A 12,145-nucleotide genomic window follows, 5' to 3' on the forward strand; every position below is an offset into this window, starting at 1 on the left:
TGTCTTCCTTCACTCCTGCAGCAGCGTGTTGACGGCCGCCAAGTGGGTTTCGTCGATGGCCCCCGCCGCCTGCCGGAGTTGCAGGCGGGCCAGCACATACTGGTGGCGGGCCTGGGAGTAAGCACCCTGGGCGGCCGCCTGGTTCTGGATCGCGAGCAGCAGATCGGTCATGCTGCGGGTGCCCAGCTCCTGGCCGGTCTGGGTGGCGGCCAGGGCCCGGCCGGCGGCCTCGACCGCACTGCGGGTGCTGTCCATCTGGGCGGCGCCCAGCTGCACCGCGTCGAACTGCGCCAGCGTCTCGCGCACCACGCGGCGGCGGCGCTGCTCCAGCGCCTCGCGGGCGCCGTCGCGCTGGTAGGCGGCCTGGCGGCGCTGTGCTTCGGTGGCGCCGCCGGCGAACAGTGGCAGGCTCAGGCTCAGGCCCAGCGTGGTGTCGCTGCGGCCCGAACCAGCGCCCGCGCCGGCGCCCAAGCTTTGCGGCCAGTGGCGGCCGCTCTCCAGCGCCAGGCTCAGGGTCGGCAGATGGGCGGCGCGGGCCGCGTCCAGCGCCTGCTCGCTGGCGGACAGGGCCAGTTGCTCGGCGCGCAGCGCCGGGTTGTCGCGCAGCGCCTGCGTCACCCAGGCCTCGCGCTCGGCCGCTTCGGGCGGCAGCGCGGCCAGGTCCTGAGCCAGGGGCTTGAGAGGGCCGGGCGGGCTGCCGGTGATCTCGGCCAGGGCCTCGCGGGCGTCGAGCAGGGCCTTGCGCGCCGCCACGGTGTTGGCGCGGGCCAGGGCGTGGTAGGTGCGGGCCTGCTCGATATCGACCTGGGCGCCCAGACTGGCGGCGAAGCGGGCCTGGGCCTGCTGGACCTGGCGGGCGAAGGCGTCTTCATTGGCCTGTACGGTGGCCAGCGCGTCGCTGGCGCTCAGCACGCCGAAGTAAGCCTGGGCCACCCGCACCAGCAAGGCCTGCCGGGCCGCCTGCAGCAGGGCCTGCTGGCCCTCGTCACGGGCCTGGGCCGAGCGCAGCCGGGCCATGCGGGCGAAGTCCAGCAGCACCTGGCTGATGCGGTGCTGCAGCTCGCGCGAGCGCTGCTCGCTGCCGCCCGCCAGGCGTTGGTGCTCCTGGGTCCACGCCAGCGTCCATTGCGGCAGCAGCGGCGCGCGCGCCTGGCCGAGCTCCTCGCGGACGCCGCCGCGCGCGGCCTCGGCGGCGGCCAGCACCGGGTCGCTGGCGCGGGCCTGGGCATAGGCCTGCAGCAGATCCTCGGCGGCCCCGGCAAGACCTGGCGTCAGCGCCAGCATCATCAGAAACAGTGTTCCGGTCTTAGGCCGCATGACGTTCCAGGGCCGACAGATCGCTGGTGATGTCGACCACCTGGCCGTCAATCACATGCACATTGCGCTGGGCGCGGGCGGCCAGCTGGGGGTCGTGGGTGACCATCACGATGGTGGCGCCCTCGCGGTGCAGCTCCTCCAGCAGCTCCATCACGCTGCGGGCCATCTGGCTGTCGAGGTTGCCGGTCGGCTCGTCGGCCAGCAGCAGGCGCGGGCCGCCGGCCAGCGCGCGGGCGATCGCGACGCGCTGCTGCTGGCCGCCCGACAGCTCGGCCGGGTAGTGGCGGGCCCGCGAGGCCAGGCCGACCCGCTCCAGCGAGTCGCGCACCCGCTGGGCCCGCTCGGCGCTGTTGAAGCCGCGGTAGCGCAGCGGCACCTCGATGTTGTCGGCCACATTGAGGTCGCCGATCAGGTTGAAGGCCTGGAAGATGAAACCGATCTTCTCGTTGCGCAGGCGCGAGCGCTGCGCGTCGCCGAGGCCGCTGACGTCGACGCCGTCGAGCTCGTAGCGGCCGCTGCTGTGCGCTTCCAGCAGGCCGGCAATGGTCAGGAAGGTGGTCTTGCCCGAGCCCGAGGGGCCGGTGACGGCGACGAACTCGCCCTCCCTGACGGTCAGATTGAAGTCGCGCAGCGCATAGGTCTCGACCATCTCGGTGCGGTAGACCTTGGCCAGGCCGGTCATCTTGAGCATTCTTGTGTCCCTTCAGTTGGCAATCGTCACCCGGTCCGCGCCCTGGAAGGCGTCGGTACCGGCAATCACGACCCGGTCGCCTGCCTTCAGGCCGGCCAGGATCTCGATCTTGTCGAGGCTGCGCGCACCCAGGCGCACCACCACCTTCTCGGCCACGCCCTCGCGCAGCACATAGGCATGGGTGCCGCCGGCCTCGTCGGCAAAGCTGCCGCGTGCGACGCCGAGCACCTGCTCGCGCTGGTCCAGCAGCACGCGCACCGACAGGCGCTGGTTCTGGCGCAGCTGCTCCGGCGCCTCGCCGTCAAAGCGCAGCCGCGCCGCGACCTCGCCGTTGACCACCTCGGGCGAGATGCTGCTGACCCGGCCGCGCCAGCTGCGGCCGTTGCCCTTGATCTCGCCGGGCATGCCGATCGCCAGCTCGCGGGCAAAGCTCTCGCCGACCTGCATCTGCAGCTCCAGCGCCGAGAGGTCGACCACGGTCAGCAGCTGCGCGTCGCGCGCCACCTGGGCCTGCTGCGCCACCAGCAGCTGGCCCACCTGGCCGTCCACCGGCGAGCGCAGTTCCAGCTCGGCGAGCTGGCGCCGCAGGTCCTGCACCAGCAGGCTCTGGCGTTCCAGCGCCTGGCGCCTGGCCTGGACATCGAACTTCAGGCTGTCCTCGGTCAGGCCGAGGCCGGACTCGGCATGGGCCAGCGTGATGCGCGCCTTCTCCAGCGCGTCGCGCGCCTGCTCGACCTGCATGCCGGCGGTCGCGCCGGCCTCGAAGGCCTGGGTCTGGCGGGCCAGATGGTTCTGCGCCGTCTGCCGGTCGATCTTGGCGTTCTCCCAGGCGCTTTGCAGCGCGGCGCGCTGCTGGCGGGCCTGGACCTCGGCGCGCAGCAGCTCGGTGCGCATCGCGTCGGCATTGCTTTGCTCCTGGGCCAGGCGGGCGCTCAGCTCGGGGCTGGCGATGCGGCCGAGCAGCTGGCCGCGCTTGACGCCGTCGCCGGCGCGCACCTCCAGGCTCAGGCTGCCGGCCTGCGGGGCATAGAGGGTCGGGCTGTTGGCCGCGACGACCCGGCCCTCGCCGGCCACATCGCGCACCAGCGGCCCCAGGGCCACGGTGGCCACGGTCAGGCGCGACAGGCTGACCGAGGCCTGGCCGGCGGCCAGGCGTTGCACCGAAGGCCAGACGGCCACGGCCGCCGCCAGGGCGATCAAGGGCAGGGCCAGCATCAGCAGGCGGCGTCGGCCCGAGCGGCTTGGCAGGGGACGGTCTTGGGCGGAGGTGTCGCGGATCATGCCGCTCTTGATTGCAAAGCCCGTGCCTGCCGCTGGTGAAGGGGGAAATTATTGAAAATCAATGACTTAATGCGCGGGGCATGGACTGCTTCGGTGTCCGCGGACAGCTGTCCGGACGGCCGGCGGACAGTCGGGCAGGGGATAATCCGTCGATGAACGCCCCCCAAAACGACAAGCTCTCCTTTGCCCAGCTGCCGCTGAGCCCCGCGATGCAGGCCAATCTGGCCCAGCTCGGCTACACCCAGATGACCCCGATCCAGGCCGCCAGCCTGCCGCTGGCCCTGGCCGGCCAGGACGTGATCGCCCAGGCCCAGACCGGCAGCGGCAAGACCGCCGCCTTCGCGCTGTCACTGCTGCACCGGCTGGACGCGGCGGACCTGCGCGTGCAGACCCTGGTGCTGTGCCCGACCCGCGAGCTGGCCGAGCAGGTGACGCAGGAGATCCGCCGGCTGGCGCGCGCGGCCGACAACATCAAGATCCTGACCCTGTGCGGCGGTTCGCCGATGAAGCCCCAGATGGACAGCCTGGGCTTTGGCTGCCATATCGCGGTGGGCACGCCGGGCCGGGTGATGGACCATCTGGAGCGCGGCAGCCTGAGCCTGGGCAAGCTGAACACCCTGGTGCTCGACGAGGCCGACCGCATGCTGGACATGGGCTTCATCGACGACATCAAGACCATCGCCAAGCAGGCGCCCAAGACCCGCCAGACCCTGCTGTTCTCGGCCACCTATCCGGAGGCCATCCTCGAGCTGAGCCGCCAGTTCATGCGCGAGCCCAAGGAAGTGAAACTCGGCGCCACCGATGTGACCCGGGCTCCGGCGCAGATCCGCCAGCTGGCCTATGAGGTGGCCGAGAGCGAGCGCCTGCATGCGGTGTCGCTGCTGCTGAATCATTTCCGCCCGGCCAGCACGATCGCCTTCTGCAATACCAAGGCACAATGCCGAGACTTGGTCGATGTGCTGCAGGGCCAGGGCTTTGTCGCGATGGCCCTGCACGGCGATCTGGAGCAGCGCGACCGCGACCAGGTGCTGATCCAGTTCGCCAACAAGAGCTGCTCGGTGCTGGTGGCCACCGATGTGGCGGCGCGCGGCCTGGACATCGCGCAGCTGGAGTGCGTGATCAATGTCGACACCACGCCCGATGCCGAGGTCCATGTGCACCGCATAGGCCGCACCGGCCGGGCCGGCGCTGAGGGCCTGGCGCTGACCCTGGCCAGCCTGGATGAGATGGGCCGCATCGGCCGCATCGAACAGATGCTGGGCAAGGAGTCGAACTGGCAGTCGCTGGACACCTTGACGCCCACGCCCGGCCCGGTGATGCAACCGCCGATGGAGACCCTGCAGATCCTCGGCGGCCGCAAGGACAAGATCCGCCCCGGCGATATCGTCGGCGCGCTGACCGGCGAGGCCGGCTATGCCTTCGAGCAGATCGGCAAGATCAATGTGACCGAGTTCCACAGCTATGTGGCGGTCGAGCGCAGCATCGCCCGCGAAGCGGTCGTGCGCCTGTCCAACGGCAAGCTCAAGGGCCGCAAGGTCAAGGTGCGGCGCATGGCGGACCTGGCGGAGCTGTAAGCGGCGTGAATAGCTGGCGTTCCATCCCCCGATCGCAGGAGCCGGGGCGCTGAAACGAGACCTTTGCACGCGCAGTCCGCGTGGGGCCGCCTAGGCTTGATCCGTGCAACGCCTCAGGAGCCCATCATGGACAGCTCACGCAGCCCCTTCGAACTGCGTTTTCAGTCACTTTTCGACACCGGCAAGGCCCTGGCCTTTCCTTGCGACGAGCGCGGCAATGTGGCGCTGGACCAGCTGAGCCCGCGGGCGCTGACCAACTATCTGTTTGCCCGCACCGTGATCGGGCGGGAGTACGCGACTCCCGCCGTGCTCCTTACTTGCCCCAGCCGTCCCTCAGCCCGGTGACCTTGTTGAAGACCGGCTGGCCAGCCTTGTGGTCGACCGAGTCGGCGATGAAGTAGCCGTGGCGCTCGAACTGGAAGTGGGTGTCGGCCGGCACGGCGGCCAGTGAGGGCTCCAGATAGGCCTGGACGATCTTGCAGCTGTTCGGGTTGATCTCGGTGATGAAGTCGATATCGCCCGCGCCCGGCTGCGGCACGGTGAACAGGCGGTCGTACAGTCGCACCTCGGCCGCGACGGCCTCGTGGGCGCCCACCCAGGTGATCACGCCCTTGACCTTGATTGCATCGGCGCCTGGCGTGCCGCTCTTGGTGTCGGGAACGATGGTTGCCAGCACGGCTGTGATGTTGCCGTCCGCGTCCTTCTCGCAGCCCGTGCACTCGACCACATAGCCGTACTTGAGCCGCGTCTTGTTGCCGGGGAACAGGCGGTGGTAGCCCTTGCTGGGCACCTCCATGAAGTCCTCGCGCTCGACCCACAGCTCGGGGCCGAAGGTGAAGTCACGCTGGCCCAGCTCGGGCAGATGCGGGTGGGCCGGGGCGTGGCAGGGCTCGCGGTGCTCGATGGAACCGAAGATCTCGGTGAAGTTCGTCAGCTTCAGCTTGAGCGGCTCCAGCACCACGCTGGCGCGCGCCGCCTTGCCTTCCAGATCGGCGCGCAGATAGCCGTCCAGCACGGAGTAGTCCAGCCAGCTATTGGTCTTGGTGGTGCCGGAGCCGTCCACCATCGCGCGGATGCTCTCGGGCGTGTAGCCGCGCCGGCGCATGCCCACCAGGGTCGGCATGCGCGGGTCGTCCCAGCCGCTCACATGGCCTTCCTCGACCAGCTGGCGCAGCTTGCGCTTGCTGGTGACCACATAGCTGAGGTTCAGGCGGCCGAACTCGTACTGGCGGGGCAGCGGGCGGGCCAGCAGGCCGCCATCGGCCAGGTGCTCCAGCAGCCAGTCGTAGAAGGGCCGCTGGTCCTCGAACTCCAGCGTGCAGATCGAGTGGGTGATGCGCTCCAGCGCGTCCTCGATCGGATGGGCGTAGGTGTACATCGGGTAGATGCACCAGGTGTCGCCGGTGTTGTGGTGGGTGGCGCGGCGGATACGGTACAGCGCCGGGTCACGCAGATTGATATTGGGCGAGGCCATATCGATCTTGGCGCGCAAGACCATCGCGCCGTCCGGATGCTTGCCGTCGCGCATCTCGCGGAAGCGCGCCAGGTTCTCTGCGGGCGTGCGCTCGCGGAAGGGGCTGTTGGTGCCGGGTGTCGTGAAGTCGCCGCGGTTGGCGCGCATCTGTTCCGGCGTCTGCTCGTCCACATAGGCGTCGCCGGCCGTGATCAGGTGCTCGGCCGCGCGGTACATGAAGTCGAAGTAGTCGCTGGCGTAGAACAGATGCGAGGTGGTCTTGCCCTCGGACTCGGCATCCCAGCTCCAGCCCAGCCAGGCCACCATCTCCTTGATCGCGTCGACGTACTCCTGCTCTTCCTTCTCCGGGTTGGTGTCGTCGAAGCGCAGATGGCAGATGCCGCCATAGTCGCGCGCCAGGCCGAAGTTCAGGCAGATGGCCTTGGCATGGCCGACGTGCAGATAGCCGTTGGGCTCGGGCGGGAAGCGGGTGCGGATCTTGGCCGGATCCAGCGGGCCGGCGCCATGGTGCAGGGCATCGCCCGGGCTGCCGGCAAAACGGCGCTCGCCCTGCAGCTGGCCCTGGCCTTCGAGATCGCGCTCGATGATGGCGCGCAGGAAGTTATGGGGTTTCAGGGTTTCGTCGGGCTGGGACATCGGGGGGCAGCGCGCGGGCGCTGTCGGGGTTGGTGTTATTGGTGGGCGATTTTATCGGCAGGCTGGATCGCGATCTTGCGGCCCAGCAGTCGGATGGGCGCCTCGGCCCGGGCGCGCAGCTGGCCACAGCCGCCATCGACATCCTGACCGGCCGAATCGCGCAATTTGGTCAGCACGCCGCGCTGGTGCAGGCGCCGGGCGATGTCCCGGGCCTTGTCCCAGCTGGGGCGGGTGAAGGGCAGCTCGGGCACGCTGTTGTAGGGAATCATGTTCAGCAGGCCGAACTTGCCCTTCAGCAGCGCGACGATGCCGTCCAACTCGTCCTCGCCATCATTGATGCCGTCCAGCAGGGTCCATTGGTACTGGATCGGATAGCCGCTGGCGCGGGCATAGGCCTCGCCGGCGTCGACCAACTGCTGCGGCGTCAGGCGCGGCGCGCGCGGCAGCAGCTGTTCACGCAAGGCCGGCTTGCTGGTGTGCAGGCTCAGCGCCAGCGCCGGCTTGACCGGACCTTCCAGCAGGCGCTCGAAGACGCGCGGGTCGCCGACGGTCGAGAACACCAGGTTCTTGTGGCCGATATTGCCGGCCGTGCCCAGCAACTCGATCGCCTCGACGACGTTGTCGAGGTTGTGGGCCGGCTCACCCATGCCCATGAAGACCACCTTCTTGACCGGTCGCAGGGTGCGCGCCAGTGCCACCTGGGCGACGATCTCGCCACTTGTCACCTGGCGGATCAGCCCGTCGCGCCCGGTCATGCAGAACTGGCAGCCGACCGCGCAACCAACCTGGCTGGACACACACAGCCCGTCGCGCGGCAGCAGCACGCTCTCGATCATCTGGCCATCGACGAGATCGACCAGCAGCCGCGCCGAGCCGTCCTCGCCGGGGTGGCTGGAGCGCAGCCGGGCCAGGCCTTGCAGCTCGGCCATCAGCGCCGGCAAGACCTCGCGCACCGTCAGCGGCAGGAAGTCCTCGATGGCGCGCCGGCCCTGGTCCAGCGGCAGGGCCTGGACCCAGTGCCGCAGCAGCCGCTGCACATGGGGCGGCTTGGCGCCCAGGGCGTGCAGCCGGTGTTGAATGTCTTGAATGCGCATCGCGAGAATTGCCAGGGGAGTCAGTGTTAACCCTGATATTGGGCTAAGCTGCGCGGCATTGCCGCCGCTGCCCGATTGTCCTCCATGCCTTCTTCTGTCTCTCGTATCCAGAACCCGCTGCTGCTGCAGCGCCTGATGTCGGCCGAGGCTGCCGCCGCGCTGATACCGGCCGGTGCCCATGTGGGCATGAGCGGCTTCACCGGTGCCGGCTATCCCAAGGCCGTGCCGCAGGCGCTGGCCGCGCGCATTGCCGCCGAGAACGCCGCCGGGCGGGAGTTCCGCATCGGCCTGTGGACCGGCGCTTCGACCGCGCCCGAGCTTGACGGCGCGCTGGCCAAGGTCAACGGCGTCGAGATGCGCCTGCCCTACCAGTCCGACCCGACCAGCCGCAAGCGCATCAATGCCGGCGAGATGGAGTACACCGACATCCACCTCAGCCATGTGGCCCAGTACGTCTGGTTCGGCTTCTTCGGCAAGCTGGACGTCGCGGTGATCGAGGTGGCCGGCATCCTGCCGGACGGCCGCTTGATCCCGTCCACCTCGGTGGGCAATAACAAGACCTGGCTGGACCAGGCCGACCAGATCATCCTCGAGGTCAATCACCGCCAGCCGGCCGCGCTGGAGGGCATGCACGACATCTATTACGGCACCGAGCGGCCGCCGCACCGGGTGCCGATCCCGCTGACCCAGGTCAGCGACCGCATCGGCGAGCCCTGGCTGCGCTGCGATCCGAGCAAGGTGGTGGCCGTGGTCGAGACCGGGCAGGGCGACCGCAACAGCGTCTTCGCCGAGCCCGATGCGGTCTCGCGGGCGATTGCCGGCCATCTGATCGAGTTCCTGCAGCAGGAGGTGGAGCGCGGGCGCCTGACGCCGGCCCTGCTGCCGCTGCAGTCGGGCGTCGGCAATATCGCCAATGCGGTGCTGGACGGGCTCAACGAAGGGCCATTCGAGGGGCTGACGGCCTATACCGAGGTGCTGCAGGACGGCATGCTGGCGATGCTGCGTTCGGGCAAGCTGAGCTTTGCCTCGGCCACCGCGCTGTCGCTGAGCCCGGCCGCAGCGGCCGAGTTCGAAGCCCATATCGAGTTCTACCGCTCGCGCATCCTGCTGCGCCCGCAGGAGATCAGCAATCACCCCGAGCTGATACGGCGCCTCGGCCTGATCGCGATGAACGCGATGATAGAAGCCGACATCTACGGCAACGTCAACTCCACCCACATCATGGGCAGCAGCATCATGAACGGCATCGGCGGCTCGGGCGACTTTGCCCGCAACGCCTATCTGTCCATCTTCATGACGCCCTCGACCGCCAAGGACGGTGCGATCTCCTGCATCGTGCCCATGGTCTCGCATGTCGACCACACCGAGCACGATGTGCAGATCATCGTCACCGAGCAGGGCCTGGCCGATCTGCGCGGCCTGTCGCCCAAGGAGCGGGCGACCCTCGTGATCGAGCGCTGCGCCCATCCCGACTACCGCCCGGCGCTGCGCGACTATGTGGCGCGCGCCCGGCTCAGCGCACCGGGCCTGCACACGCCGCATCTGCTGCACGAGGCTTTTGCCTGGCACACCCGCTATCTGCGCGATGGCACGATGCGCGGCCAGCCATGATCGTCCGAGACCGCCCTTCGGGCCTGCGCTTGTTCTTCGTGCTGCGCGGCTCCATCCTGAAACAGATCCGCGGCCCGCTGCTGGCCAATATCGCGCTAGCGGTGCTGGTGACCGTCACGCACGGCATCTTCTTCGAGCACAAGGTCATCGTCACGACGATCCCGTTCACCTTGATGGGCCTGCCGCTGGCGATTTTCCTGGGCTTTCGCAACAACGCCTGCTACGACCGCTACTGGGAGGCGCGCAAGCTCTGGGGCGACCTGCTGCTGCGCAGCCGCAACCTGGCCCGCCAGGCGCTCAGCCTGATCGATCTGCCGGGGCAGCCGATGCTGGGCCAGCTGGATGATGTGCGGACCCGCTTGATCCTGCGCGCCATCGCCTTTGCCCAGGCGCTGAAGCACCAGCTGCGCGGCACGCAGGACCGCGCCGGCGAGGTGCAGGCCTGGCTGCGGCCGGCCGAATGGCAAGCCCTGACCCCGGCGGTCAACAAGTCCGCCGCGCTGATGCTGGCCATGGGGGCCGACCTGAAACAGGCCCGCGAGCAGGGGCTGGTGGACAGCGTGCGCGCGGCCCAGCTCGATGCCACGCTGTCGGCGATCACGGCCGCCGGCGCGGCCTGCGAGCGCATCAAGAGCTCGCCGCTGCCTTTTTCCTACAGCCTGCTGCTGCACCGCACCGCCTACCTCTACTGTTTTCTGCTGCCCTTCGGCCTGGTCGACAGCATCGGCCCGATGACGCCCTTCGTCGTCGCCATCGTGGCCTACACCTTCTTCGGCCTGGATGCGCTGGGTGACGAGATCGAGGAACCGTTCGGCCTGCTGTCCAACGACCTGCCGCTGGACGCGATCTGCCGCAGCATCGAGATCGATATGCGCCAGGCCCTGGGCGATGCTGCGCCGCCGCCGGCGCTGCAGCCGGTCGATTACTGCTTGATGTGAGCCCCCCGCTTAAAATGCCGCGATGAGCAATTACGCAATAGGCCTGCAGCCGCGCTGCTATGCGCTGGTGCCGGCCGCCGGCGTCGGCGTGCGCTCGGGCGCCGATGGCCCGAAGCAGTATGTGCCGCTGGCGGGGCGGGCGATGATGGCCCACACCTTGGAGGCGCTGGCCAAAGTGTCAGGTCTTGCCGCCACGCTGGTGGTGCTGTCGCCCGAGGATGATCAGTTCGAGGCCGCGGTGCCGGGCTTCGACGGCTGGGTGGCGCGCTGCGGCGGTGCGAGCCGGGCCGAGAGCGTTGCCAACGGTCTCGACGAGTTGCTGGCGCGCGGCGCCCAGGCGCATGACTGGGTGCTGGTGCATGACGCGGCGCGCTGCCTGCTGCGGCCCGAATGGGTCCAAGCCTTGATCGCGGCCTGTACCGATGACGAGGTCGGCGGCCTGCTGGCGATGCCGCTGGCCGACACCTTGAAGCAGAGCAGCCACGGCCGCGTGATGAACACGGTGGACCGCAGCGCCAAATGGGCCGCGCAGACGCCGCAGATGTTTCGCCTGGGCCTGCTGAAGCCGGCCCTGGCCGGCGGCGGCGAGGGCATCACCGATGAGGCCAGTGCCGTTGAGGCGCTGGGCCACCAGCCGCTGTTGGTCGAGAGCCCGATGGAGAATTTCAAAGTCACCTGGCCGGCGGATTTCGCCCTGGCCGAACGCCTGCTAAGGACCCGAACATGACCGTAGAAACCGACGCCGATATCGCCGGCCTGAAGGCCGCCGGCCATGCTGTTTCCAGCGTGCTGAACCGCATGCTCGATGCGATCAAGCCGGGCATCACGACGCGCGAGCTCGACGAGATGGGCGCGTTGTGGCTGGCCGAGTTCGGCGCCAGGTCGGCCCCGGCCACCAGCTACAACTTCCCCGGCGCCACCTGCATCAGCATCAACGAGCAGGCCGCACACGGCATCCCCGGTGACCGCGTGATCGCCAAGGGCGATGTCGTCAATATCGATGTCTCGGCCGAGCTGGGTGGCTACTTCGCCGACACCGGCGGTACCCGCGTCGTGCCGCCGACCACGCCGACCAAGACCCAGCTGGTGTTCGCCGCCCGCTATGCGCTGGAGCAGGCCTTGAAGGAGGTGCGCCACGGCGCCAGGCTGAATCGCATCGGCCATGCGATCGAGCGGGTCGCCAAGGCCCACCGCTTCAAGATCATCGAGAACCTGTGCAGCCACGGCGTCGGCCGCTCGCTGCATGAGGAGCCCAAATACATCCCCGGCTACTTTGACGCCAGCGACACCCGCGTGCTGACCGAGGGCATGGTGATCACGATCGAGCCCTTTCTGTCGACCAAGAGCACGATGGTCGACGAGCAGGCCGATGGCTGGACCCTGTCGGGCATCAAGGGCAATCTGTCGGCCCAGTTCGAGCACACCCTGATCGTGACCCGCGGCGCGCCGCTGGTCGTGACCCGTCACTGACGCTCACCACGCCATGAGAAACGCCCCGCATGCGGGGCGTTTGACTTGCACTCAGCGCA

The 12,145-nt window shown here is 69.0% G+C and carries 11 protein-coding genes; 6 read left to right on the top strand and 5 right to left on the bottom strand.

The window, feature by feature from the left end:
* Window positions 1–9: 9 nt before the first annotated feature.
* From ABGI63_RS22565 to ABGI63_RS22575, 3 genes are read right to left on the bottom strand one after another with little or no spacing between them, the layout of a single operon-like run.
* Window positions 10–1,287 carry a TolC family outer membrane protein gene (locus ABGI63_RS22565; protein ID WP_349744770.1) on the bottom strand — a complete coding sequence of 426 codons (1,278 nt, stop codon included), beginning with the start codon at window positions 1,285–1,287 and terminating at the stop codon, window positions 10–12.
* Between the two features lie 19 nt (window positions 1,288–1,306).
* Complete coding sequence (locus ABGI63_RS22570; RefSeq protein WP_349744771.1) at window positions 1,307–2,008, bottom strand: ABC transporter ATP-binding protein; 702 nt, start codon at window positions 2,006–2,008, stop codon at window positions 1,307–1,309.
* 12 nt (window positions 2,009–2,020) lie between these two features.
* Window positions 2,021–3,289, bottom strand: coding sequence for an efflux RND transporter periplasmic adaptor subunit (locus ABGI63_RS22575; RefSeq protein WP_349744772.1), 1,269 nt, complete (start codon window positions 3,287–3,289; stop codon window positions 2,021–2,023).
* A gap of 152 nt (window positions 3,290–3,441) precedes the next feature.
* Here ABGI63_RS22575 and dbpA point away from each other — a divergent pair, with 152 nt between their 5' ends.
* Window positions 3,442–4,863 carry an ATP-dependent RNA helicase DbpA gene (dbpA, locus tag ABGI63_RS22580; RefSeq protein ID WP_349744773.1) on the top strand — a complete coding sequence of 474 codons (1,422 nt, stop codon included), beginning with the start codon at window positions 3,442–3,444 and terminating at the stop codon, window positions 4,861–4,863.
* Window positions 4,864–4,989: 126 nt separating this feature from the next.
* The gene (locus tag ABGI63_RS22585) at window positions 4,990–5,208 is read left to right on the top strand and encodes a hypothetical protein (RefSeq protein WP_349744775.1); all 219 of its coding nucleotides are present in this window, start codon (window positions 4,990–4,992) and stop codon (window positions 5,206–5,208) included.
* On the opposite strand, the gene ABGI63_RS22590 is transcribed toward ABGI63_RS22585, so the two are convergent.
* Window positions 5,177–6,973 (bottom strand): glutamine--tRNA ligase/YqeY domain fusion protein, encoded by a 1,797-nt coding sequence (locus ABGI63_RS22590; RefSeq protein ID WP_349744777.1) that lies wholly within the window; start codon window positions 6,971–6,973, stop codon window positions 5,177–5,179. The two genes, ABGI63_RS22585 and ABGI63_RS22590, sit on opposite strands and share 32 nt — an antisense overlap.
* A 35-nt stretch (window positions 6,974–7,008) precedes the next feature.
* On the bottom strand, window positions 7,009–8,067 hold the full coding sequence (locus tag ABGI63_RS22595; RefSeq protein WP_349744779.1) for an RNA methyltransferase: 1,059 nt from the start codon (window positions 8,065–8,067) through the stop codon (window positions 7,009–7,011).
* Window positions 8,068–8,151: 84 nt separating this feature from the next.
* Here ABGI63_RS22595 and scpC point away from each other — a divergent pair, with 84 nt between their 5' ends.
* Genes scpC through map form a run of 4 tightly spaced genes read left to right on the top strand, consistent with a single transcriptional unit; the run spans window position 8,152 to window position 12,086 of the window.
* Complete coding sequence (scpC, locus tag ABGI63_RS22600; protein ID WP_349744781.1) at window positions 8,152–9,678, top strand: succinyl-CoA:acetate CoA-transferase ScpC; 1,527 nt, start codon at window positions 8,152–8,154, stop codon at window positions 9,676–9,678.
* Window positions 9,675–10,616, top strand: coding sequence for a bestrophin family protein (locus ABGI63_RS22605; RefSeq protein WP_349744783.1), 942 nt, complete (start codon window positions 9,675–9,677; stop codon window positions 10,614–10,616). Before scpC ends, ABGI63_RS22605 begins: the two co-directional genes overlap by 4 nt.
* Before the next feature lie 22 nt (window positions 10,617–10,638).
* On the top strand, window positions 10,639–11,343 hold the full coding sequence (gene ispD / locus ABGI63_RS22610; RefSeq protein ID WP_349744784.1) for a 2-C-methyl-D-erythritol 4-phosphate cytidylyltransferase: 705 nt from the start codon (window positions 10,639–10,641) through the stop codon (window positions 11,341–11,343).
* Entirely contained in the window at window positions 11,340–12,086 is a 747-nt protein-coding gene (gene map / locus ABGI63_RS22615) for a type I methionyl aminopeptidase (protein ID WP_349744786.1), read from the top strand. The genes ispD and map overlap by 4 nt, the downstream gene beginning before the upstream one ends.
* Window positions 12,087–12,145 lie beyond the last annotated feature (59 nt).

The organism is Roseateles cavernae (assembly GCF_040187885.1).
Taxonomy (GTDB): Bacteria; Pseudomonadota; Gammaproteobacteria; order Burkholderiales; family Burkholderiaceae_C; genus Roseateles_E; species Roseateles_E cavernae.

What these genes read in the sequence shown, in the direction of transcription:
- scpC (WP_349744781.1), top strand. Translation starts at nt 8,152, where the DNA reads ATGCCTTCTTCTGTCTCTCGTATCCAGAACCCGCTGCTGCTGCAGCGC.
- ABGI63_RS22595 (WP_349744779.1), bottom strand. Translation starts at nt 8,067, where the DNA reads ATGCGCATTCAAGACATTCAACACCGGCTGCACGCCCTGGGCGCCAAG.
- ABGI63_RS22585 (WP_349744775.1), top strand. Translation starts at nt 4,990, where the DNA reads ATGGACAGCTCACGCAGCCCCTTCGAACTGCGTTTTCAGTCACTTTTC.
- ABGI63_RS22575 (WP_349744772.1), bottom strand. Translation starts at nt 3,289, where the DNA reads ATGATCCGCGACACCTCCGCCCAAGACCGTCCCCTGCCAAGCCGCTCG.
- map (WP_349744786.1), top strand. Translation starts at nt 11,340, where the DNA reads ATGACCGTAGAAACCGACGCCGATATCGCCGGCCTGAAGGCCGCCGGC.
- ispD (WP_349744784.1), top strand. Translation starts at nt 10,639, where the DNA reads ATGAGCAATTACGCAATAGGCCTGCAGCCGCGCTGCTATGCGCTGGTG.
- ABGI63_RS22565 (WP_349744770.1), bottom strand. Translation starts at nt 1,287, where the DNA reads ATGATGCTGGCGCTGACGCCAGGTCTTGCCGGGGCCGCCGAGGATCTG.
- dbpA (WP_349744773.1), top strand. Translation starts at nt 3,442, where the DNA reads ATGAACGCCCCCCAAAACGACAAGCTCTCCTTTGCCCAGCTGCCGCTG.
- ABGI63_RS22570 (WP_349744771.1), bottom strand. Translation starts at nt 2,008, where the DNA reads ATGCTCAAGATGACCGGCCTGGCCAAGGTCTACCGCACCGAGATGGTC.
- ABGI63_RS22605 (WP_349744783.1), top strand. Translation starts at nt 9,675, where the DNA reads ATGATCGTCCGAGACCGCCCTTCGGGCCTGCGCTTGTTCTTCGTGCTG.
- ABGI63_RS22590 (WP_349744777.1), bottom strand. Translation starts at nt 6,973, where the DNA reads ATGTCCCAGCCCGACGAAACCCTGAAACCCCATAACTTCCTGCGCGCC.